This window comes from Nonomuraea sp. NPDC049725 (assembly GCF_040674795.1).
Lineage (GTDB): Bacteria > Actinomycetota > Actinomycetes > Streptosporangiales > Streptosporangiaceae > Nonomuraea > Nonomuraea ceibae.
The window spans coordinates 180,211-200,583 of the sequence record NZ_JBFANJ010000013.1 but is presented as its reverse complement, the minus strand read 5'-3'; the positions used below and the strand labels follow the sequence as shown (position 1 = coordinate 200,583).

Below are 20,373 nucleotides of genomic sequence, written 5' to 3'. Positions count from 1 at the left end.
TTCTACTTTGTGTAGAAGATAGTGGGCCGTGGTCCCGCCTCCCCTTCCAGGGGTGCCGCCCGGCCGTCCGCGCCTCTCAGATCGCGGCGCAGACCAGCGGGGCGACCAGTACCGCCAGCGGCCCGCTGAGCAGCAGCCCGGCCGTCGAGCAGGCCGCCGCGGGCGCCCAGCGGGGCCGCTCGCGCTCCGTGAGCAGGCGCTGTAGCCGCTCGACGACCCCCTGCTCGGCGAGCGCCGGCGTGGACGCCTGCGGCCCAGGCCCGCCGGCCGTCATCCGCACCAGCGCGCCGGCCAGCGGCAGGCCGCCGTGGGCGCGGCGGGCATGGTCGTCGGCGACCATCTCCAGCAGCACGGCCACCGCCCGCCGGGCGGTCCGCGCCGACGGCAGCCAGGGGAAGGCCCGCGCCAGCGCGACGAACGGCAGCAGAGCCAGGTCGTGGTGGCCCCGGGCGTGCGCGCGCTCGTGCCCGAGCACCGCCGCCAGCTCCTGCGCGCTCAGCGCGTCCAGGGCGCCCTGGCTGAGCACGATCCGCCGCCGCCTGCCCGGAACGCAGTAGGCCACCCGGCCGGACGCGGGCAGGATGTACGCGTCGTGCTCCGGCGAATGATCGGCGACCACGTCGATCAGCAGCCGCCGGCGGCGCCGCTCCCGGAACGTCCCGGCGGCCACCCGCGCCGTGTGGACCACCAGCCAGACCGTCAGGCCCGCCGACCAGGCCAGCGCCACCAGGTGCGCCGGACCCAGCCCCGCCAGGCCGTGCCCGCCGGCGATCCGGCTCACCAGCGTGTGCACGCCGTGCGGGAACACCGCGGCCGACGGCGCCACGGCCGCCACGAGCCCCAGCCCGATCGCCCCCAGCCCGGCGGACGCCCCGGCCGCGTGCCACAGCACGAGCGCCGCCCGGGGACAGCGATGCGTCCACGCCGCACCGGCCAGCGCCCGCGCCGCGCGATCGCCCAGCGCCACCGGCAACAGCGCCACCCCGGCCGCCACCAGCCAGGCGATCATCGCGCCGAACCGTCCCGCTCGCCCAGCGCCGCACGCAGCGCCGAGGCCACCTCGGGCGACACCGTGCCCACGAAGCGCTGCACCGCCGCCGCGACGTCACCCGCCTCGTCCAGGGCCGCGCGCATCGCCTCGGCGACGAAGGCGTCCTTGCCCGCCGTCGCACGGTACAGATGCGCCCGGCCCACCCGCTCGCGCGAGACCATGCCCTTGTTCGACAGCCGCGTCAGCACCGTCAGCACCGTCGTGACCGCCGGGCCGGACGGCAGCAGCGGCGCCAGGTCGTGGGCGAACATGCCGCCGGGATGCTCCCACAGGGCTTCCATGACCGACCGCTCCAGATTGCCGAGCTGCACCGTCACCCTCCTCACGCCCGCGCCTTCGCGAGAAGGCTACTGCCGCCGTGGTGAACCTCCCGCGCCGCCGGTGCGTACCTGCGGCAGGAACGTTTCACCGTCCACGGGATGAGGCCATGCAGACTTCCACCGGCAAGCCGCTCGCCGCCGCCGCCGCCGTCGCGCTCGCCGCGCTCCTCACCGCCTGCACGGCCCCGGCCGCCCCGCCCACCCTGGCGGCCCCGGCGGCCCCGGCCGCTCCGGCCGCTCCGGCGGGCATCGACCAGATCGGCGCCGCCGCCGGATGCCCCCGCCCCGCCCTGCAGATCGACGCCGCCGACCTGCGCCAGGCCGACTGCCGTACCGCCCGGGGCCACTACACCCTCGTCACCTTCACCACCGAACGAGGCCAGCGGGACTGGCTGGAGCTCGCCCAGATGTACGGCGGCGCCTACCTCGTGGGCGAGCGCTGGGTCGTCGTCTCCACCCCACCCCTGCTGGAAGGCGTCCGCGCCCAACTGGGCGGCCGGATCGAGTCCGCCCACCACCACTGACCGGCTCCACCCCGCCCCCACCCGCGCCCGCTCCCGCGCCCGCCCGCGCCCGCACGCCGGCTCCGTCGCGCGCCTCCACCGGCCGCGCCCGTCGCGCGCTGGCGCCCGGTCCGCACGGCTCGCCGCAGCCGTCCGCTCCCGAGACTCCCTGGCGAGTCCGCCATAGTGCGTCGCCATCCGTTGGCCGCCGCTCGCGGTGCTCCACGCCGCCAGACCGCGCCTGGGGCGGCTGGCTTCGAGGGGAGGAAGAGGTGCGGCAACGGGAGGAGACGGCAGGGGGTCCAGGGAAGGAGCAGGCGGTGCGGCAACGGGAGGAAGCGGCGAGAGGCGAGGGAGGAGGCGGCAGGGTGCGGGGGACGAGCCCGGCAGTGCGGGGGACGAGCCAGGCAGTGCGGGGGACGAGGCACGGTGCGGGCACGGGGAGGTGGCGGTGCGTCAGGGGGTGAGAAGGTGCCGGAGGGTGGTGGGGGTTTGGGCGGTGTGGCGGCGGATGGTGCGCGTCAGGTGGGCCTGGTCGGCGAAGCCGAGGTCGGCGGCGAGCGTGGCGAGGCTGGGTTCGCCCTGCTCCAGCCGGTCGAGGGCCCGGCTCACGCGGACGCGGTTGCGGTAGTGGGTGAGGGAGACGCCGAGCTCCCGGGTGAAGGCCCGGCTGAGCCGGTAGGGGGAGACGCGCAGGAGGGCGGCGAGCGAGAGCAGGTCGCCGGCCTCCGGGTGGTCGGCGGCGATGGCCTCACGGGCGGCGTCGACGAGGGCGGCGCTCGTGGCCCGGGCGGGGCCGCCGCCGGTGGGCACGGGGGCGGCGGCGCGGGTGAGGGTGGCGGCGACGAGCGGAAGGAGCGCCTCGGCGAGGGCGAAGGCGGGGTCGCCGGCGCGGGCCGCGCGCAGGAGGCGGCGGTGCGCCACGTCGAGCCGCGCGTCGGCGTACAGGGCGGGCCGGGGCGGCAGCGGGCCGCCGGCGAGCGTGTGCCACAGCGCGGGCGACAGGCGGAGCGAGGTGCACACGTCGCCGCCCGCCGGGTGGGCGAAGCGCTCCTCCTCACCGGGCGCGGTCACGTACGCCGTCGTCGGGTCGAGCGTGGCGGAGCGGCCGCCGGCGAGGCGGCGGAAGCGGCCACGCCGGACGAGCACCACCCGATGGGCGGTGCTCTCCTCAGCCGGTGACCACCGGCGGTGGTCGTCGCGGCAGGTCACCTCGTCCAGGGTGAACCCCGCCCCGGCGCCCAGTCGCAGAGCCGATCGCATGCGCCGCACGCTACGGCACGGCTACGACAGTCCCGGGGGTGCAAGGATGTTCAAGACCGGCGCGGCCGGGGCGGGCAGGCTGGCCGCATGACCATCACTTCCCTCTCATCGATCGTGTTCGACTGCGCCGACCCGCAGGCGCTGGCCACCTTCTACGCCAAGGCCACCGGCGGGCGGGTGACCGGCTCCGACGCGGACTTCGCCACTGTCGGGGGCGGCGCGGCGAGCCTGTCCTTCCAGCGGGTCGACGGCTACCGGGCGCCGGGCTGGCCCGCGGTCAAGCACGCGCACCCCGACTTCCAGGTGGCCGACGTCGAGCAGGCCGTCAAGGAGCTCGTCGAGCTCGGCGCGACGCTACCCGGCCACCAGCCGGGCGGCGACGGCTGGACGGTGCTCCTCGACCCGGAGGGTCACCCGTTCTGCGTGGCCGCCGGGTAGAGGCCCGCGAAGAAGGCGCGGATGCCGCCCGGCGGCAACGTGGCCGCCCGCGTCGAGCGCCGGGCGAACGGCTCTCCACTAGAATCTGATTCTGTGACGTCTGCCTTCTTCACCACGGCCGGGGACGAGCTCGTCCCTGCCCCCCACGCCCGCAGCCCCTGGGCCCTCGACATGCTCCACGGCCGCCTGCTCGGCGGGCTGGCCGCCCGTGCCGTCGAGGACCGGTACGGCGATCCGGAGATGCAGTTCGCCAGGCTCACCGTCGACCTGTTCCGCAACAGCCCGATGCTGCCCGTCACCGTCGAGACCACCCTGGTCAGGGACGGGCGGCGGATCCGCGTGGCCGACGCCGTCATCCGCACCGAGCAGGGCGTGATCGGCCGGGCGAGCGCCGTACTTCTCAGGAAGGGCGAGCAGCCCGGCGGCGAGCGGCCGGTGACCCCCGCGTGGGACGAGACGCCGCCCGACGGGCCGCCCGCCGAGGGGCCGGGCTGGACGCCGCCGTTCGACCTGTGGCGCCTGTCGGAGTGGGGCGACCCGGGCCGCAGGCGGGTCTGGACGCGGGAGAACCGGCCGCTCGTCGACGACGAGGAGGTCAGCCCGTTCGTCCGGGTGGCGCTGGCGGCCGACTTCGCCAGCCCGCTCAGCGGCATGACGGCGGGCGGGCTGCCGTTCATCAACGCCGACTACACGCTCACGCTGGCCCGGCTGCCGCGCGGCGAGGTGATCGGCCTGGACGCCACCGGCCATCTCAGCGCGGACGGAGTGGCCAACGGGCAGTGCACCGTGCACGACGCGTCCGGGCCCATCGGCTACTGCGTGGTGACGGCGCTGGCCAACCGGATCCCGCCGCCCCCGGCGGCGAGCTGACGCCCGCCGGGGGGAGACGGTCTCAGGAGGCGGGACGCTCGGCGCGGTCGCCCGACCAGTCGGTGTGGTAGGCGCCCTCCTTGTCGACCCGCAGGTAGGTGTGCGCGCCGAAGTAGTCGCGCAGCCCCTGCACCAGCGCGGCGGGCAGCCGGTCGCGCCGCAGCCCGTCGTAGTAGGCCAGCGCCGAGGAGAAGCCCGGCGTCGGCACCCCGATCTTCACCGCCGTGGCCACCACCCGGCGCCACGACTCCTGCGCGGCGTTGAGCGCCTCGGCGAACGACGGGTCGGCCAGCAGCGTCGGCAGCGCGCGGTCGGCGTCGTAGGCCGCGCGGATCCGGTCCAGGAACTTGGCCCGGATGATGCAGCCGCCCCGCCAGATGGTCGCCATCGCGCCCAGGTCGAGGTCCCAGCCGTACTCCTTGGACGCCGCCGCCATCTGGTCGAAGCCCTGCGCGTAGGCGACGATCTTGGACGCGTACAGGGCCTGCCGCACGTCCTCGACCAGTTCCTTGCCGCCGGTCCCGGTCAGCTCGGGCCCCTGGAGGAGCGGCCGGGCCGCCTCCCGCTGCTCGGGGTGGCCCGACAGCGCCCGCGCGAACACCGCCTCGGCGATCCCCGTCACCGGCACGCCCAGTTCCAGCGCGCTCTGCACGGTCCACCGGCCGGTGCCCTTCTGCTCGGCCCGGTCGACCACCACGTCCACGAACGGCTTGCCCGTCTCGGCGTCGACCTGGTCGAGCACCTCGGCGGTGATCTCGATCAGGTAGGAGTCCAGGTCGCCCTGGTTCCACTCCCGGAACACCCCGGCGAGCTCGGCGGGCGTCGCGCCCAGCGCCTGGCGCAGCAGGTCGTAGGACTCGGCGATGAGCTGCATGTCCGAGTACTCGATGCCGTTGTGCACCATCTTGACGAAGTGACCGGCGCCGTCGGGGCCCACGTGCACCGCACACGGCACGCCGTCCACCTTGGCCGAGATGTCCTGGAGGATCGGGCCGAGCGCCTCCCACGACTCCTTCGAGCCGCCCGGCATGATGCTCGGGCCGTTCAGCGCGCCCTCCTCGCCGCCGGAGATGCCGGTGCCGACGAAGTGGATGCCGCGCTCACGCAGCGCCGCCTCGCGCCGCCGGGTGTCCTCGAAGTACGCGTTGCCGCCGTCGACGATCATGTCACCCGGCTCCATCAGCGCGGCGAGCTCGTCGATCACCGCGTCGGTGCCCGGCCCCGCCTTCACCATGATGATCGCCCGGCGTGGCCGCTTCAGCGACGCCACGAACCCGGCCAGGTCCTGCGACGGCAGGAACGTGCCCTCGCCGCCGAACTCCCGCACGAGCTGTTGCGTACGGGATTCGGTGCGGTTGTGCACGGCCACCGCGTAGCCGTGCCTGGCCAGGTTGCGCGCCAGGTTGCGGCCCATGGTCGCCAGGCCGGTGACGCCGATGTCTGCCAATTCCATAGTCAGCTCCTCCAAAAGGGGTACGCGTGATCAAAGCTCCGTGGTTCGGCCGGATATTCCTCAGTCGCTCTGCCGCACGCCCAGCTCGTCGAGCCGGTCGAGCATGTCGGCCGGGTCGGCGTAGACGCGGAACGCCCCCGCCCGCTCCAGTTCGTCGCGGCCGTAGCCGCCCGACAGCAGCCCGATGCCGAGCGAGCCGGCCCGCCGCGCCGCCAGCAGGTCCCAGATGCTGTCACCCACCACCATCGCGTGCGCCGGGTCGACGCCGAGCCGCGCCGCGCCGGCCAGGAACAGGTCGGGGTCCGGCTTGGCCCGGCGCACCAGGTCGCGCGTCACCATCGGCGCGTCGTCCGGCAGCCCGAGCAGGCCCAGCGCCAGCCGGGCCGTGCGCGCGTAGCCGCTGGTCGCGATCGCCCACGGCACGCCGCGCGAGGACAGCTCCGCCAGCAGCTCCACCGACCCCGGCAGCGGCCGGACCGAATCGGCCTGCTGCTCGTACGCCTCGGCGTGGGTCGTCTGCAGCTCGTCGATCTGCGCCTGGGTGAGCTTCAGCCCGGTCTCGCGCAGCAGGGCGTTGACGAACAGGCCGCCACTCATGCCGATGCGCCGGTGGATCCGCCACACCGACAGGTCGATGCCCATCCCCGCCAGCGCCTGCCGCCAGGCGATGACGTGCTGGTAGACGCTGTCGATCAGGGTGCCGTCCAGGTCGAACAGAAACGCCGGGGCGGGCGCGTGCGGGAAGTCGTTCATGGCTCCATGACACCATGACGCCCATGAGGATCATCATCGCGGGCGGGCACGGGCAGATCGCGTTGCGGCTGGAGAGGCTGCTGGGCGCGGCGGCCGTCGGCCTGGTGCGCAACCCGGCGCACCAGGCCGACGTCGAGGAGACCGGCGCGCAGGCCGTGCTGTGCGACCTGGAGAAGGCGGGCGTGGAGGAGGTCGCCGGGATCGTCCGGGGGGCGGACGCGGTGGTGTTCGCCGCGGGCGCCGGGCCGGGCAGCGGCGCGGCGCGCAAGGACACCGTCGACCGGGCCGCCTCCGTGCTGATGGCCGACGCCGCCGAGCGGGCCGGGGTGCGCACGTTCGTGCAGATCTCGTCCATGGGCGCGGGCAAGCCGCCCAAGCCGGGCTCCGACGAGGTGTGGGCCGCCTACATCGCGGCCAAGACCGCCGCCGAGGACGACCTGCGCCGCCGCGACCTCGACTGGACCATCCTGCGGCCGGGCCGCCTCACCGACGAGCCCGGCACCGGCCTGGTCCGGCTGGCTCCCGAGGTGCCGCCCGGCCCGGTGCCGCGCGACGACGTGGCCGCCGTCGTCGCCGCCCTGCTCCAGGCCCCGGGGGCGGGCCGCCGCACGTTCGAGCTCGTCTCCGGTGACACGCCCATCGTGGACCTCCTCGCGACGGAGTGACCCGCACCCCCCGGAGTGACCCGCACCCCCCGGAGTGAGCCGCACCCCCTGAGGCAGCCGCACCCCCGGAGTGAGCCGCACCCCCTGAGGCGCGGAGGCATTTTGCCGATCGCTGGCTATGCCTTGCGACGGGCCCGGCAAGAGGTCCCGGAGGTGCGCGAGAAGGGGACGAGCAAAATGTCGGATATGTCGTTCTTTGGGCGGGATCCTTTCCGGGGTTTCGAAGAGCTGACCGGCCGGGTGTTCGGCGGGATGGACGCCTGGCCGCCGACCCGGCCCAGCGTCCAGCGCGTCGACGTGGGCAAGCTGCTCAGCGCCTCCGCCCGCGAGGTGCTCGCCGACGCCGTGGAGATCGCCGGTCGGCGCGGCGCCGCCGACCTCGACGCGCTCGACCTCCTCGGCGCCCTCGCCCGCGCCGAGCCCACCCGCGAGCTGCTGCGCTCGGCCGGCGTCGACACCGGCAGGCTCGGCGACCGCATCGGCACGCTCGCCGGGCAGGGACCCGCCGCCGAGCCGCCCGACACGCTCTCCCCGTCGGCCAAGCGCGCCGTCCTGGACGCCCAGCGCGTCGCCCGCGCCCTGAACTCCTCCTACATCGGCCCCGAGCACCTGCTGCTCGCGCTCGCCGCCAACCCCGAGTCCACCGCCTCCGAACTGCTGCGCGAACAGGGCGTCTCCGCCAACGAGATCCAGCGCGCCCTGCTCTCCTCCGGCCCCGGGCAGCCCGGCGGCGAACGCCGCGACAGCAGCACCCCCTCACTCGACGAGTACGGGCGCGACCTCACCGAGGAGGCCAGGCAGGGCCGCGTCGACCCGGTCGTCGGCCGCGAGGACGAGATCGAGCAGTCCATCGAGGTCCTGTCACGCCGCACCAAGAACAACCCCGTGCTCATCGGCGAGCCCGGCGTCGGCAAGACCGCCATCGTCGAGGGCATCGCCCAGCGCATCGTCAACGGCAGCGTCCCCGACACGCTCAAGGACCGGCGCGTCATCGCCCTCGACCTGACCGGCATGGTCGCCGGGTCGAAGTACCGGGGCGAGTTCGAGGAACGGGTCAAGAAGGTCGTCGACGAGGTACGCGCCCACGCCGACGAGGTCATCGTGTTCATCGACGAGGTGCACACGCTGGTCGGCGCCGGGTCGGCCGAGGGCGGCATGGACGCCGCCAACATCCTCAAACCCGCCCTGGCCCGCGGCGAGCTGCACGTCATCGCCGCCACCACCATCGACGAGTACCGCAAGAACATCGAGAAGGACGCCGCGCTGGAACGCCGCTTCCAGCCCATCCTCGTCACCGAGCCCACCGTGGAGCAGACGGTCGAGATCCTCGCCGGGCTGCGCGACGCGTACGAGGCCCACCACCAGGTGCGCATCACCGACGAGGCGCTCGACGCCGCCGCCACCCTGTCGGCCCGCTACGTCGCCGACCGGTTCCTGCCCGACAAGGCCATCGACCTGATGGACCAGGCCTCCGCCCGGGTCCGGCTGCGCTCGCGCACCCCCGGCAGCGACGTGCGCGAGCTGGAGGAACGCCTCGCCTCCCTGCGCCGCGACAAGGACCAGGCGGTCTCCGCCGACGACTTCGACCGGGCCAAGGAGATCACCGGCCAGATCGACAAGCTCCGCCCCGAGCTCGACCGGGCCAGGCAGGGCCGCGACGCCGCCCCGCAGGTCATGGTCGAGGACATCGCCGAGGTCGTCTCCCGCCGCACCGGCATCCCCGTCACCCAGCTCACCACCCAGGAGCGCGACCGGCTGATGCGGCTGGAGGAGCACCTGCACGAGCGCGTCATCGGCCAGGACGAGGCCGTCGTCGCCATCGCCGAGGCGGTCCGCCGGGCGCGCGCCGGCCTGGCCGACCCGAACCGGCCCATCGGCAGCTTCCTGTTCCTCGGCCCGACGGGCGTCGGCAAGACCGAGCTGGCCAGGGCGCTCGCGGCGGCCCTGTTCGGCGGCGAGGACCACATGGTGCGCATCGACATGAGCGAGTTCCAGGAGCGGCACACGGTCTCGCGGCTCATCGGCGCCCCGCCCGGCTACGTCGGCTACGAGGAGGCCGGGCAGCTCACCGAGGCCGTCCGCCGCCGCCCGCACGGCGTCATCCTGCTCGACGAGATCGAGAAGGCGCACCCGGACGTGATGAACATCCTGCTCCAGATGCTCGACGACGGCCGCCTCACCGACGGCCAGGGCCGCACCGTCGACTTCACCAACACGATCGTCATCATGACCAGCAACATCGGCGCCCAGATGATCCTCGACGCCGAGGGCGACACGCCCGACCTGCAGGACCGGCTCATGGACCTGCTGCGCCACTCCATCCGGCCCGAGCTGCTCAACCGCATCGACGAGACCATCGTCTTCCGCCGCCTGGACAGGAGCCAGCTCCGCCAGATCGTCGACCTGCTGCTGGAGCGCACCCGGCAGCGGCTGCGCGGCCAGGACGTGGCGCTGGAGGTGAGCGACGCGGCCAAGGACTGGCTCGCCGAGCGCGGCCACCAGCCCGAGTTCGGCGCCCGCCCGCTGCGCCGCACCGTGCAGCGCGAGCTGGACAACCGCCTGTCCACGATGCTGCTCACCGGCGAGGTCGGGGAGGGCGGGGCCGTCGACGTGGACGCCCAGGACGGCGAGCTCACCCTGCGCGCCCGCACCCCCGAACCGGCGAGCTGACCACCATCCACTCCCGGCCCTGTCAGGAGAGGGCGGCGCGCGCCAGCTCGCGGCATTCGGCGTACGTGTGCCGTGACAGCGCGTCGCGGACGGCGGGGACGCACGACGGCGCCATCGACAGGCTCGTCACCCCCAGCCCGGCCAGCACCGGGGCGAGCACCGGATCGCCGGCCGCCTCGCCGCAGACGCCGACCGGCTTGCCCGCCGCCAGGCTCGCCTCCGCGCACGCCGCCACCAGGCGCAGCAGCGCCGGCTGCGCCGGGTCGAGCAGGTCGGCCAGCGCCGGATGCTGCCGGTCGGCGGCGAAGGCGTACTGGCTGAGGTCGTTGGTGCCGACGCTGAGGAAGTCCACCTCCTCCAGCAGCCGGTCGGCCACCAGCGCGGCGGCCGGGATCTCCACCATCACGCCCACCCGGGCCACCCCCCGGGCCCGCGCCCTCGCGGCGAACCCGGCGGCCTCGTCCCGGGTGGCGACCATCGGCGCCATCACCCACGCCTCCGCGCCCGTCCGCCGTGCCGCCTCGGCGATCGCGTCGAGCTGCGTGTCGAGCACGCCCGGCAGCACCCGGTCGACCCGCAGCCCGCGCACGCCCAGCGCCGGGTTGTGCTCCGGCGGCAGCCCGAGGAACGGCAGCGGCTTGTCGGTGCCCGCGTCCAGCGTCCGCACCACGACGTGCGCCACCCGCCCGAACACCTCCGCGTAGGCCGCCACCTGCTCGTCGAACGACGGCTCCCGCTCGCGCCCCAGGAACAGGAACTCGGTGCGGAACAGCCCCACCCCCTCACCGTCGGGCACCAGGTCCGCGGCCGAGCCGATGTTGAGCAGCAGCCTGACCGGCCGCCCGTCGGCGGTCCTGCCGGGCCCGCCGGTCGCGGCCAGCCGCTCCCGCTCCCGGCGGTCGCGCTCACACGCCGCCTCGGCCTCCTCCCGGCTGATGCCCGCAGTGACCTCGCCGGTCACGCCGTCCACGCACACGTACGTGCCGTCCGCCAGGTCCATCACGCCCGGGCACGCCACCACGGCGGGCAGGCCCCGGCCGCGCGCCAGGATGGCGGTGTGGCTCGTCGGGCCGCCCTTCGCCGTCACCAGCGCCAGCACGTCCGGCCCGAGCCCGGCGGTGTCGGCGGGCGACAGGTCCTCGGCGGCCAGCACGTACGGATGCCCGGGGGAGGGCAGGCCCGGCATCGGCACGCCCAGCGCGAAGGCGACGGCCCGGTGCCTGAGGTCGTCCAGGTCGGCCGCCCGTTCGGCCAGGTAGCCGCCGAGCGCCGCGATCGCCTCCCGGTGGCGGGTGAACGCGGCGTCGAGCGCGTGCGGGGCGTCCAGGCCGTCGCGTACGCCCTGCTCGGCCTCCTCCCGCAGCATCGGATCGTCGGCGATCATGGCCAGCGCGCCCAGGATCTCGGCCGCGTCACCCTCGGCCGCGGCGGCGCGCTCACGCAGCCCCGCGGCCACCGCCCCCAGCGCCCCGGCGACCACCGCCCCCTCGGCCTCCGCGTCGCCGACCGGCCGAGGAGCCGGAAGCACGGGCGGCGCGGCCATCCGCACCACCGGCCCCGCCACCACCCCCCGGCTGACCCCCAGCCCGGCCAGCCTCACCACCTCACCCACCGACAACCTCCCCAGCCCCCAACCCTGCCCCCTGGCCTGTACCCGATATCGCGCCCAAGCCCGAGCCCGCACCTCCGCCCAAGCCCGCGCCCCCTTCCGAAGCCGCACCTCCGTCCGGGCCCGCGCCTCCCTCCGGGGCCGCGCCTTCCTTCGGGGCCGGGGTTTCTTCGGGGGGTGGGGGTCCGTCCGGGCCCGCGCCTTCCTCCGGGGACGGGGCTTCTTCGGAAGGTGGGGGTCCGTCCGGGGCCGCGCCTCCCTTTGGGGGCGGGGGTCCGTCCGGGGGTGGGGGGTCGTCGAGGTCGCGGGAGAGGAGGGCGGCGAGGGTGTCGAGGGCGGCGTCGGCGCCGGGGGCGTCGGACTCCAGCGTCACCTCGGTCCCGCGGACCGCGCCCAGCGACAGCACGCCGAGCATGCTGGACGCCGGGACCGCCTTCCCGTCGCCCGCCCGGATGCGCACCGGCACCCCCAGCCGCGCCGCCTCCTGGACGAACAGCTTGGCGGGCCGCGCGTGCAGCCCGCTCGCCGACGCGATGGTCACCGTCCGCGATGCCATGGCCTGCCTCCTCAGGGTTCGATCGTGACCTTGATGGCCGCGCCCCGGCTGACGAGCTCGATGCCGTCGAGCACCCGGGACAGCGGCAGCCGGTGGGTGATGAGGTCGCCGACCGGCACGGCGCCCGTGGCGATCAGCCCGAGCGCCTCGGCGTTGTGGGCGGGGCTGGAGCCGTTGGCGCCGACGATGGTCAGCTCCCGGTAGTGCACCAGGTTGGAGTCCAGCCGGATGACCGGGTCGTCCTTGGGCAGCCCGCCGAAGAAGCTGACGCGGCCCCGCCGGGCGGCCATGCGCACGGCCTGCTCCTGGGCCACGCCCGACGCCGCGGCGGTGACGACCACGTCGGCGCCGCGGCCTCCGGTCAGCTTGAGCACCTGTTCCACCACGTCCCCGTCGATGGCCGCGTCGGGCCGTACGAGGTCAGCGGCGACGGCGAGGCGGGCGGCGTTGACGTCGGTGAGGAAGACGCGGCCCGCCCCGCGCGCCCGGGCGAGCCGCACGTGCAGGCAGCCGATCGGCCCCGCCCCCATGACCACCACGTCGTCACCCGTACCCACGCCGGCCAGCGTCTGCCCGTTGAGCACGCAGGCGAGCGGTTCGGCCAGCGACGCCTCGGCGAACCCGACGCCGTCCGGGACGGCGTTGACGCCGTTGACGGCCAGCACCTTGGCGGGCACGATCAGCCATTCGGCGAAGCCGCCGTCGTAGTGGTAGCCCATCGACTCCTGCGCCGGGCAGACGGCGGGGCGGCCCCGGCGGCACTCCGCGCAGGCGCCGCACGGGATCGCGGCGATCACCTGGACCCGCTCGCCGGTGCCCGCCACCTCGCCGGCGATCTCGTGCCCCATCACGCGGGGCGGCCGGATGTGGTGGTGCCCGAACTTGTAGATCTTGGCGTCGGTGCCGCACGTCGAGCAGTTGCGCACCCGGATCTTCAGCTCGCCGGGCCCGGCGACGGGCTCCGGCGCGTCCTCCACCCGGATGTCGCCCGGGGCGTGGAATCTGGCGACCTTCACGTCAGCTCCTCGATCACGTGGTTCACCTCGGTGGCCTCGCGCAGCGTCCGGGCCCGGGCGGGGTCGAGCAGCACGTCGGCCAGCGCGGCCAGCAGCGGCACGTGCCCGTCGCCGGCGGCGGCGATGCCGACGCACACGGTGACGCGCTCGCCGTCCCAGTCGACGCCTTCGGGGAAGCGCACCACGCAGATCGCGTCGCGCAGCACGTCCTGCCTGGCCGCCGCCGTGCCGTGGGGGATGGCGAAGCCCTCACCGGCGTAGGTGGAGATCGTCCGCTCGCGTTCGAGCATGGCCTCGATGTACGGCTCGGCGACCGCGCCGACGTCGGCCAGGGCGCGCCCGCACCGGCGGATCGCCTCGTCGCGGCCGGACGCGCTCTCGTGCAGCAGCACGGCACGGGGGTCGAGCAGGCCGTCACGCATCGACGACGCCGCCGTTCCTGATGGTGGTGACGAGCCTGGTCACCGCCGGGTCGCCGAGGAAGATCTGGAACGGCACCAGCGCCTTGCCCGGCGCCGCCGCTCTCGCCCTGGCGGCCAGGCCCGCGTGGCAGAGCACCACGTCGGCGTCGGCCGGGATGTCGTTGACCGGCGTGTGCTCGACGGCGACGCCGCTGTCCTTGAGCTGCTTCCTGAGCTGGGAGGCGAGCATCACGCTGCTGCCCATGCCCGCGTCGCAGGCGACGACGATCTTGCGGATGTCCTTGCTGTCGATGCTCGTCATGGCTCATGCCTCCTTGGCGGCGGTCCGGTGCTCGGGGGAGTCCTCGCGGGCGGCGGCGTCGCGGGGCTCGTCGGCGGCGGCGGGCGTGGCGCTCTCGGCGGGCGGCCCGGCTCCGGCGGGCGGTTCCTTCTCGCCGCGGCCGAACCCCATGAGCAGGGCGGCGACGGCGAACGTCACGGCGGTGGCGATCGCGATCCCGAGGATCATGCCCAGCCAGCCGCCTCTCGGCGTCACCGCCGCGTACGCGAAGATGCTGCCCGGCGACGGCGTCGCCACCAGCCCCGAGCCGGTGACCATGAACGTGAACACCCCGGCCGCGCCGCCCGCGATGACGGCGAGGATGAGGCGGGGCTTCATGAGCACGTACGGGAAGTAGATCTCGTGGATGCCGCCGAAGAAGTGGATGATCATCGCGGCGGGGGTGCTGGGACGCAGCGGGCGCGGGCCGAACAGCAGGTAGGCCAGCAGCAGGCCGAGTCCGGGGCCCGGGTTCGACTCCAGCATGAACAGGATCGACCTGCCGGTCTCGGCCGCCTCCGCGACGCCGAGCGGGCCGAGCACGCCGTGGTTGACGGCGTTGTTGAGGAACAGCACCTTGGCGGGCTCGATCAGCGCCGAGGCCACGGGCAGCAGGCCGTTGCCGACCAGCCAGTCGACCGCGTCGCCGGCGACGTTGGTGATCACCTGGACGACCGGGCCGATGCCCCACACGCCGGCGACGGCCATCGCGCCGCCGACGATGCCGGCGCTGAAGTTGTCCACCAGCATCTCGAACCCGGACCGGGTCCGCGCCTCGGTGAACTTGTCCACATATTTAAGGATCAGGGCGGCGAGTGGGCCGACGATCATGGCGCCGAGGAACATCGGGATGTCCGCCCCCACCACGACGCCCATCGCGGCGACCGCGCCCACCACCGCCCCGCGCTGCCCGTGCACCATCCGCCCCCCGGTGTAGGCGATGAGCACGGGCAGCAGGACCTTGATGATCGGCTCGACCATCGCGGCGAACGACTCGTTCGGCAGCCAGCCGGTGGGGATGAACAGGGCGGTGATGAGTCCCCAGGCGATGAACGCGCCGATGTTCGGCATGATCATCCCGGCCAGGTGGCCGCCGATCCGCTGGATCGTGGCCTTGACGCCGGTCCCGTGGACCGGAGGGGTGTAGGTGTCGGCCATTGGACATGCTCCTTCGGGGGGATGAGCAGACTCCAGGGGGTGAGCCGGTCAGCGACCCGGCGGCGGCCGCGCCGGGCCGGTGGTCGAGCTGAGCGGACGCGCCGGGTCGAGGACCGAGGTGAGCGGGCGCGCCGGGTCGGGGGCGTGGACGCGTACGGCGTCGCGGCGGATGTCGCGCGGGCCCGGCATGCGGCTGCCCGGCAGGCCGACCGCCGCCGCGCCCCAGGCCAGCGCCTCCACCAGGGCGCGCTCGCCGCGCGCTCCGGCGGCCAGGAAGCCCGCCAGCATCGCGTCGCCCGCGCCGACCGCGCTGCGCGGCCCGGCGACCGCGGCCTCGCCGTACCAGATCCCGCCGTCCTCGACGAGGACCGCGCCGTCGGCGCCCAGGCTGGCCAGGACGGTACGGGCCCCGGCGGCGCGCAGCTCGCCCGCCGCCTCCACCACGTCGCCCAGACAGCGCAGCGCCCGGCCGGTGGCGGCGGCCAGCTCCTCCAGATTCGGCTTGACCAGCGCCGGGCCGGCGTCGAGCGCGCGGGCCAGCGCGGCGCCGCTGGTGTCGACCGCCACGTGGATCCCGGCCCCGGCGAAGCGGCGGCACAGCCGCGCGTAGACGTCGTCGGGCACCCGCGGCGGCAGGCTGCCGGAGGCGACCACCCAGTCCGCCTCGTGCGCGGCGGCCAGCACGGCGTCGGCGACGGTGTCGAGCTCGGCCGGCGACAGCGCGGTGCCCGGCTCGTTCACCTTGGTGACGGTGCCGTCGGGCTCGGCGAGCGTGACGTTGGACCGGGTCCGCCCGGCCACCGGCACCGTCACCATGTCCAGCCCCTCCTGGCCGAGCAGGCGCACGAGCTGCCGCCCCTCGTCGCCCCCGAACGGCACCACCGCCCGCGACGCCACGGCGTTGGCCAGCAGCGCCCGCGACACGTTCACCCCCTTGCCGCCGGGGTCGAGCCGCGCCGCCGCCGCCCGGATGACCGCGCCCCTGGCCAGGGCCCCGATCTCGATCGTGCGGTCCAGGCTCGGGTTCAGCGTCAGGGTGAGGATCACCGCCGCCCCCTCAGGCCCGGACGACCTCGGGCCCGGCGGCCGACAGCTCGGCGGCCAACGCCGGGTCGAGGCCCGTGTCGGTGATCACCACGTCGATCTCGGCCAGCGTGGCGAACGACGCCAGGTACGTGTTGGTGAACTTGGTGTGGTCGGCCAGCAGCACGCTGCGCTGCGCGGCGCCGACCATCGCCCGCTTGATCGCCGCCTCCGCGGGGTCCGGCGTGGTCAGCCCGCGCGCCGCCGAGCAGCCGTTCGTGGCCATGAACGCGACGTCCACGTGGAGCTGCGACAGCGGCCGCAGCGCCCAGTCGTCCACCGTCGCCAGCGTGCGCCCGCGCACCCGGCCGCCGAGCATGATGACGTTCAGGTTGGCGCGGGCGGCCAGCGCTGTGGCCAGCGGCGGCGAGTTGACCACCACGGTGAGCTCGCGGTCGGCGGGCAGCACCCCCACCAGGCGGCCCGTGGTGGTGCCCGCGTCGATGATCACCGACCCGTCCTCGGGCAGCTCGGCGAGCGCGGCCTTGGCGATGCGCTCCTTCTCGGCCGTCATCACCTCGTCGCGGGCCGCCAGCGCGGGCTCGAACCCGAGCCGCTCCACCGGGATCGCGCCGCCGTGCACCCGGCGCAGCACGCCCGCCCGCTCCAGCGCCGTCAGGTCGCGGCGGATGGTCTCGGTCGTCACGTCGAGCTCGCCGGCCAGGGTCACCACGTCGACGCGGCCCGCCGCGCGCGCCCTGCGGAGGATCTCCTGCTGCCGCTCCTCGGCGTACATGATGTGGGTTCACCGCCGTTTCGAGTTGGATTCCCCTTTGTTTAACTCCGTTTCTGTGGAGTCGTCAAGACTCTGATAGGTATGTCGGATGCGTATGAAGCCGTGGGCCGCCGTGGCGGCAGCCGTACCACTCGCAGCGGGATGCGTCGCCGGGCCCTCGGCCGGCCCCGCGTCGGCCACCACCGCCCCCGAGACGCTGAGCGCCCCCGCGGCCACGCCGTCCGACTCCGCCTCCGACTCCGCGTCCACGGCCACGGCCCGTGCGGCCCGGCCGCCCAAGGTTCCGGCGGGCACCACGGCCTCCTGGCTCGTCTTCGACCGGACGAAGGGCAAGGCGGTCGCCACCCGTCACGCGCACCGCAAGTTCCGCTCCGCCTCGGTGATCAAGATCCTGATGGCGATCGACCTCCTGGAACGGAACCGGCAGGTCTCCGCCGCCGACGCCCGGCTGCTCAAGATCATGCTGCGGGAGAGCGACGACGACGCCGCCTCCACGCTGTGGGACCGGGGCGGCAAGGGCGCCATCGTCACCCGGATGGCCCGCAAGCTGCGGCTGTCCGACACCACGCCGCCGCCCGCCACCCACCCCGGCTTCTGGGGGTACGTGTCGCTGAGCGTCCACGACATCGTGCGCACCTACCGCTACCTGCTCGACACCGCCGAGCCGCGCGTGCGCGACACCGTGCTCGGCCACCTGCGCGAGGCCACCCCGTGCGGCAGCGACGGCTTCGACCAGACCTTCGGCATCCCCAGCGCGGTACCCCGGCCGTTCGCGGTCAAGCAGGGCTGGTCCGGGTTCGGCACCGTGCCGCCGGTCCGCTGCGACGCGCGGGCCCAGGGGGCGTCCATCTCCACGGTCGCGCTGCGCTCGCGCGGCTCGGGCATCCCCGACCTCGGCCGTCCCGTGCTCCACACCACCGGCCTGGTGGGCAAGGGCGAGCGTTACGTCATGGCCGTGCTCACGGCGCACCCGGCGGGCGCGACCTGGAGCAGCTCGGTCCGCCGCATCACCGGCCTGACCAAGGACCTCTACCGAGGGCTCTCCTGAGCACGCGAGCCGCCCGGGAGGAAGGTGAACATCCGCTCGCCCCGCCGCAGCGGCGTGGGCGGACCGGCGTAGCGGTGCACGCCGACGCCGAACTCCGCCGTCTCCAGTGAGACCCGGTCGAACCCCGTCTCCTCGAACCCCGTCTCCTCGAACCACGCGCAGATCGACGGAACCAGGTCGGGCTCGCGGGTGTGCCGGGTCCACACCACCGTCGCCCCCGGCGCGCACAGCTGGGGCAGCGCGGAGACCGTACGGCGGACGTCGGCGTCGCTGAGGTTGCCGAACAGGCCGCAGACCAGCACCAGGTCGGCCGGTACGGCGCCCGCGTAGGCGTCGGTCAGGGCCGCGTCGCCGCGCACCACCTCCACCCCGGCCGGCGCCCGCTCTTCGGCCAGCCGCGCGTTGCGCTCGTCGAGCTCGACCAGCCGGGCGCGCACCCGGCCGCGCCGGGGGTGCGCGGCCAGCACCGGCAGGAGGTCGCGGCCCTGGCCCGCGCAGAGGCTCACCACCCGCTCCGCGCCCGCGTCGAGGGCGGCGCGGACGGCGCCCTGGACCACGGCCAGGCGCCGGCCCAGGCTCGATCCGGGCCGGTCGTAGTCGTCGTGCCAGCTCACCCAGTCGCGTGTCATGATCCCGATACTGATCAATACGCGCCCGGCAGGCAACGACATTCTTGAATTTGGGGCCGGCTGCAATCAACGCCGGGCAACGGACCTATTTCTGGCGTATCTCGGTTGGATAACTGAAATATGCGGAAAAGTGCCCGGAGTGGCGCGTGATGCTGGCAGCATGGGGCCGGTTCGCTGATCGGGGATTCATTCTGGAGGCCTCCTCGTGAACGGTTCACCGCACCGCACCCTGACGGCGGCCGCCGCCGCGCTCGTCGCGCTCGCGGCGCTCGCCGGCCCGGCCCCCGCGCTCCCCGCGGAGCGGCAGGCGGCCGCGTTCCCCGTGACGCCCAGGGCGGCGGCGCAGGAGGAGAGCTTCTGGTCGCCGACCAGCGTCGTCCCGGCCAAGCTGGGGCGTGACCGCAGGCCCGTCGAGCTGGGCATGCGCTTCACCGCGTCCCGCACCGGGTCCGTGGTCGCGGTCCGCTTCTACAAGCACCGCCGTGCCGCCGCCGGTCACTCCGCCAGCCTGTGGGACGGCGCCGGCAACCGGCTGGCGCGGGTCGCGTTCGGCACGGAGACGGCCTCCGGCTGGCAGGAGGCGCGCCTGCCGGAGCCCGTCACGCTGCGGGCCGGCCGCTCGTACGTGGTCTCCTACCACGCCCCCGACGGCCGTTACGCGGTCGCCCGGCACTACTTCCGCCGCTACCTGCCGGGGACCGACTCGCTCAGCGCCTCCCGCTGGAACGGCGCGTTCGCGTACGGCGCGAGCGCGTTCCCCCGCACGACCAGCGCCGGCCACAACTACCTCGTCGACGTGGTCTTCCGCCCGGGCACCGGCACCCCGTCCCCGAGCCCGTCCCCGACCAGGACCCGCACCCAGACCCCGACCCCCACGGTCACCACGACCGTCACCCCCACGGCCACGGTGAGCCCCACCCGCACCCCGACGAGCACCCCGGAGCCCACCAAGCCCCAGCCCACGAGCCCGCAACCCACGAGCCCGCAGCCCACCGGCCCCGAGCCGTCGACGCCCGGCAGGCCCGGCTGTGAGCTGCCCGCGCACCCGACTCCCGCCTGCACCGGCGTGCCCGACTCCCTGCGGCTGTCCACGATCAAGGGCGACTTCACGGCCGCCAAGCCCGGCCAGGTCCTCGACGGCGTGCACATCACCGGCGACCTGACCGTGGAGGCGTCCGGCGTCGTCATCAGGAACAGCCGGATCGACGGAATGATCACCAACTGGAAGACGGGCGGCTCGTTCACCATCACCGACTCCACAGTCGGCCCGGAGAAGGGCTGCCGCATCTACCCGGCGGTCGGCGAGAAGAACTTCACCGCCACCCGCATCGAGGTGCGCGGCTTCGACGACGGCTTCCGCATGTCGGGCAGGAACGTCACGATCAGGGACTCGTACGTGAACCTGTGCGGCCCGCCGACGAGCCACTCCGACGGCATCCAGGCGTACTGCCCGGGCGGTATCGTCTGCAGCGGCCTGGTCTTCGACCACAACACGATCGACCAGCGCGAGGCGCCCCAGCACTCCGACCCGGTCAACCTCGTCGACAAGAACCTGAGCGCGGTGACGGTGACCGACAACCTGCTGGCCGGCGGCAACTACACGCTGTTCCTGCAGTGGCGTTCCGGGCCGAAGTGGAAGGTGTCGGGCAACAAGCTCGTCCATGACGCCTGGGACTTCGGCCCGGTCAGCTCGGCCGACACGTGCGAGAACATCGACTGGGGCCCGGGCAACGCGGTCGTCACCATCGACAAGCACTACCGCATCACCAGGACGGTCCGGCACCTGCACGACTGCGTCGAATAGAGCGTCG

Annotated in this window: 21 protein-coding genes; 7 read left to right on the top strand and 14 right to left on the bottom strand. The window is 74.6% G+C overall.

All coding sequences use genetic code 11. The features are described 5' to 3' along the window. Positions 1-76 precede the first annotated feature (76 nt). Both AB0J53_RS31295 and AB0J53_RS31290 read right to left on the bottom strand, forming a co-directional pair. Positions 77-1,009, bottom strand: a complete 933-nt coding sequence (locus tag AB0J53_RS31295; RefSeq protein WP_364179111.1) for a M56 family metallopeptidase — start codon at positions 1,007-1,009, stop codon at positions 77-79. Next, positions 1,006-1,377, bottom strand: coding sequence for a BlaI/MecI/CopY family transcriptional regulator (locus tag AB0J53_RS31290; RefSeq protein WP_308125959.1), 372 nt, complete (start codon positions 1,375-1,377; stop codon positions 1,006-1,008). Before AB0J53_RS31290 ends, AB0J53_RS31295 begins: the two co-directional genes overlap by 4 nt. A 101-nt stretch (positions 1,378-1,478) precedes the next feature. Between AB0J53_RS31290 and AB0J53_RS31285 the strand changes: the two genes are divergently transcribed. Then, positions 1,479-1,895 carry a hypothetical protein gene (locus tag AB0J53_RS31285; RefSeq protein ID WP_364179109.1) on the top strand — a complete coding sequence of 139 codons (417 nt, stop codon included), beginning with the start codon at positions 1,479-1,481 and terminating at the stop codon, positions 1,893-1,895. Between the two features lie 435 nt (positions 1,896-2,330). Here AB0J53_RS31285 and AB0J53_RS31280 read toward each other — a convergent pair whose 3' ends face one another. Beyond that, positions 2,331-3,137, bottom strand: a complete 807-nt coding sequence (locus AB0J53_RS31280; RefSeq protein ID WP_364179107.1) for an AraC family transcriptional regulator — start codon at positions 3,135-3,137, stop codon at positions 2,331-2,333. An 87-nt stretch (positions 3,138-3,224) separates the two neighbouring features. Between AB0J53_RS31280 and AB0J53_RS31275 the strand changes: the two genes are divergently transcribed. Further along, on the top strand, positions 3,225-3,575 hold the full coding sequence (locus AB0J53_RS31275) for a VOC family protein (RefSeq protein ID WP_357588287.1): 351 nt from the start codon (positions 3,225-3,227) through the stop codon (positions 3,573-3,575). 93 nt (positions 3,576-3,668) lie between these two features. After that, the gene (locus tag AB0J53_RS31270) at positions 3,669-4,445 is read left to right on the top strand and encodes a thioesterase family protein (RefSeq protein ID WP_364179105.1); all 777 of its coding nucleotides are present in this window, start codon (positions 3,669-3,671) and stop codon (positions 4,443-4,445) included. A gap of 22 nt (positions 4,446-4,467) precedes the next feature. On the opposite strand, the gene gndA is transcribed toward AB0J53_RS31270, so the two are convergent. Next, on the bottom strand, positions 4,468-5,898 hold the full coding sequence (gene gndA / locus AB0J53_RS31265) for an NADP-dependent phosphogluconate dehydrogenase (protein WP_219509448.1): 1,431 nt from the start codon (positions 5,896-5,898) through the stop codon (positions 4,468-4,470). Positions 5,899-5,958: 60 nt separating this feature from the next. Further along, positions 5,959-6,651: an HAD family hydrolase gene (locus AB0J53_RS31260; protein ID WP_219509447.1), complete on the bottom strand. Its 693-nt coding sequence runs from the start codon at positions 6,649-6,651 to the stop codon at positions 5,959-5,961. A gap of 23 nt (positions 6,652-6,674) precedes the next feature. Between AB0J53_RS31260 and AB0J53_RS31255 the strand changes: the two genes are divergently transcribed. Beyond that, positions 6,675-7,316, top strand: coding sequence for an NAD(P)H-binding protein (locus AB0J53_RS31255; RefSeq protein ID WP_364179103.1), 642 nt, complete (start codon positions 6,675-6,677; stop codon positions 7,314-7,316). A gap of 177 nt (positions 7,317-7,493) precedes the next feature. After that, entirely contained in the window at positions 7,494-9,986 is a 2,493-nt protein-coding gene (locus AB0J53_RS31250) for an ATP-dependent Clp protease ATP-binding subunit (protein ID WP_364179101.1), read from the top strand. A gap of 22 nt (positions 9,987-10,008) precedes the next feature. Here AB0J53_RS31250 and ptsP read toward each other — a convergent pair whose 3' ends face one another. From ptsP to AB0J53_RS31210, 8 genes are read right to left on the bottom strand one after another with little or no spacing between them, the layout of a single operon-like run. After that, positions 10,009-11,598, bottom strand: a complete 1,590-nt coding sequence (gene ptsP / locus AB0J53_RS31245) for a phosphoenolpyruvate--protein phosphotransferase (RefSeq protein ID WP_364179099.1) — start codon at positions 11,596-11,598, stop codon at positions 10,009-10,011. Further along, on the bottom strand, positions 11,591-12,151 hold the full coding sequence (locus AB0J53_RS31240; RefSeq protein ID WP_364179097.1) for an HPr family phosphocarrier protein: 561 nt from the start codon (positions 12,149-12,151) through the stop codon (positions 11,591-11,593). Before AB0J53_RS31240 ends, ptsP begins: the two co-directional genes overlap by 8 nt. A gap of 11 nt (positions 12,152-12,162) precedes the next feature. Beyond that, positions 12,163-13,167 (bottom strand): zinc-dependent dehydrogenase, encoded by a 1,005-nt coding sequence (locus tag AB0J53_RS31235; protein ID WP_364179095.1) that lies wholly within the window; start codon positions 13,165-13,167, stop codon positions 12,163-12,165. Further along, positions 13,164-13,589 (bottom strand): PTS sugar transporter subunit IIA, encoded by a 426-nt coding sequence (locus AB0J53_RS31230; protein WP_219509442.1) that lies wholly within the window; start codon positions 13,587-13,589, stop codon positions 13,164-13,166. The genes AB0J53_RS31235 and AB0J53_RS31230 overlap by 4 nt, the downstream gene beginning before the upstream one ends. Beyond that, positions 13,582-13,890: a PTS lactose transporter subunit IIB gene (locus tag AB0J53_RS31225; protein WP_219509441.1), complete on the bottom strand. Its 309-nt coding sequence runs from the start codon at positions 13,888-13,890 to the stop codon at positions 13,582-13,584. The genes AB0J53_RS31230 and AB0J53_RS31225 overlap by 8 nt, the downstream gene beginning before the upstream one ends. 3 nt (positions 13,891-13,893) lie before the next feature. Further along, positions 13,894-15,066, bottom strand: a complete 1,173-nt coding sequence (locus AB0J53_RS31220; RefSeq protein WP_364179092.1) for a PTS mannitol transporter subunit IICB — start codon at positions 15,064-15,066, stop codon at positions 13,894-13,896. A gap of 48 nt (positions 15,067-15,114) precedes the next feature. Next, positions 15,115-16,113, bottom strand: a complete 999-nt coding sequence (pfkB, locus tag AB0J53_RS31215; RefSeq protein ID WP_364179090.1) for a 1-phosphofructokinase — start codon at positions 16,111-16,113, stop codon at positions 15,115-15,117. Between the two features lie 10 nt (positions 16,114-16,123). Then, a complete protein-coding gene (locus AB0J53_RS31210) occupies positions 16,124-16,885 on the bottom strand; it encodes a DeoR/GlpR family DNA-binding transcription regulator (RefSeq protein WP_364179088.1) in 762 nt (253 codons plus the stop codon). Between the two features lie 88 nt (positions 16,886-16,973). Here AB0J53_RS31210 and AB0J53_RS31205 point away from each other — a divergent pair, with 88 nt between their 5' ends. Continuing rightward, positions 16,974-17,933, top strand: a complete 960-nt coding sequence (locus AB0J53_RS31205; RefSeq protein WP_364179086.1) for a hypothetical protein — start codon at positions 16,974-16,976, stop codon at positions 17,931-17,933. Here the strand turns inward: AB0J53_RS31205 and AB0J53_RS31200 are convergent. Further along, positions 17,915-18,562, bottom strand: coding sequence for an SAM-dependent methyltransferase (locus tag AB0J53_RS31200; RefSeq protein ID WP_364179084.1), 648 nt, complete (start codon positions 18,560-18,562; stop codon positions 17,915-17,917). The two genes, AB0J53_RS31205 and AB0J53_RS31200, sit on opposite strands and share 19 nt — an antisense overlap. A 205-nt stretch (positions 18,563-18,767) precedes the next feature. Between AB0J53_RS31200 and AB0J53_RS31195 the strand changes: the two genes are divergently transcribed. Beyond that, a complete protein-coding gene (locus tag AB0J53_RS31195; RefSeq protein WP_364179082.1) occupies positions 18,768-20,366 on the top strand; it encodes a DUF4082 domain-containing protein in 1,599 nt (532 codons plus the stop codon). Positions 20,367-20,373: the final 7 nt, after the last annotated feature.

Coding starts and splice junctions, on each gene's coding strand:
- AB0J53_RS31295 (WP_364179111.1), bottom strand. CDS start 1,009: ATGATCGCCTGGCTGGTGGCGGCCGGGGTGGCGCTGTTGCCGGTGGCG.
- AB0J53_RS31285 (WP_364179109.1), top strand. CDS start 1,479: ATGCAGACTTCCACCGGCAAGCCGCTCGCCGCCGCCGCCGCCGTCGCG.
- AB0J53_RS31280 (WP_364179107.1), bottom strand. CDS start 3,137: ATGCGATCGGCTCTGCGACTGGGCGCCGGGGCGGGGTTCACCCTGGAC.
- AB0J53_RS31275 (WP_357588287.1), top strand. CDS start 3,225: ATGACCATCACTTCCCTCTCATCGATCGTGTTCGACTGCGCCGACCCG.
- gndA (WP_219509448.1), bottom strand. CDS start 5,898: ATGGAATTGGCAGACATCGGCGTCACCGGCCTGGCGACCATGGGCCGC.
- AB0J53_RS31260 (WP_219509447.1), bottom strand. CDS start 6,651: ATGAACGACTTCCCGCACGCGCCCGCCCCGGCGTTTCTGTTCGACCTG.
- AB0J53_RS31255 (WP_364179103.1), top strand. CDS start 6,675: ATGAGGATCATCATCGCGGGCGGGCACGGGCAGATCGCGTTGCGGCTG.
- AB0J53_RS31250 (WP_364179101.1), top strand. CDS start 7,494: ATGTCGGATATGTCGTTCTTTGGGCGGGATCCTTTCCGGGGTTTCGAA.
- AB0J53_RS31240 (WP_364179097.1), bottom strand. CDS start 12,151: ATGGCATCGCGGACGGTGACCATCGCGTCGGCGAGCGGGCTGCACGCG.
- AB0J53_RS31230 (WP_219509442.1), bottom strand. CDS start 13,589: ATGCGTGACGGCCTGCTCGACCCCCGTGCCGTGCTGCTGCACGAGAGC.
- AB0J53_RS31225 (WP_219509441.1), bottom strand. CDS start 13,890: ATGACGAGCATCGACAGCAAGGACATCCGCAAGATCGTCGTCGCCTGC.
- AB0J53_RS31220 (WP_364179092.1), bottom strand. CDS start 15,066: ATGGCCGACACCTACACCCCTCCGGTCCACGGGACCGGCGTCAAGGCC.
- AB0J53_RS31210 (WP_364179088.1), bottom strand. CDS start 16,885: ATGTACGCCGAGGAGCGGCAGCAGGAGATCCTCCGCAGGGCGCGCGCG.
- AB0J53_RS31205 (WP_364179086.1), top strand. CDS start 16,974: ATGCGTATGAAGCCGTGGGCCGCCGTGGCGGCAGCCGTACCACTCGCA.
- AB0J53_RS31200 (WP_364179084.1), bottom strand. CDS start 18,562: ATGACACGCGACTGGGTGAGCTGGCACGACGACTACGACCGGCCCGGA.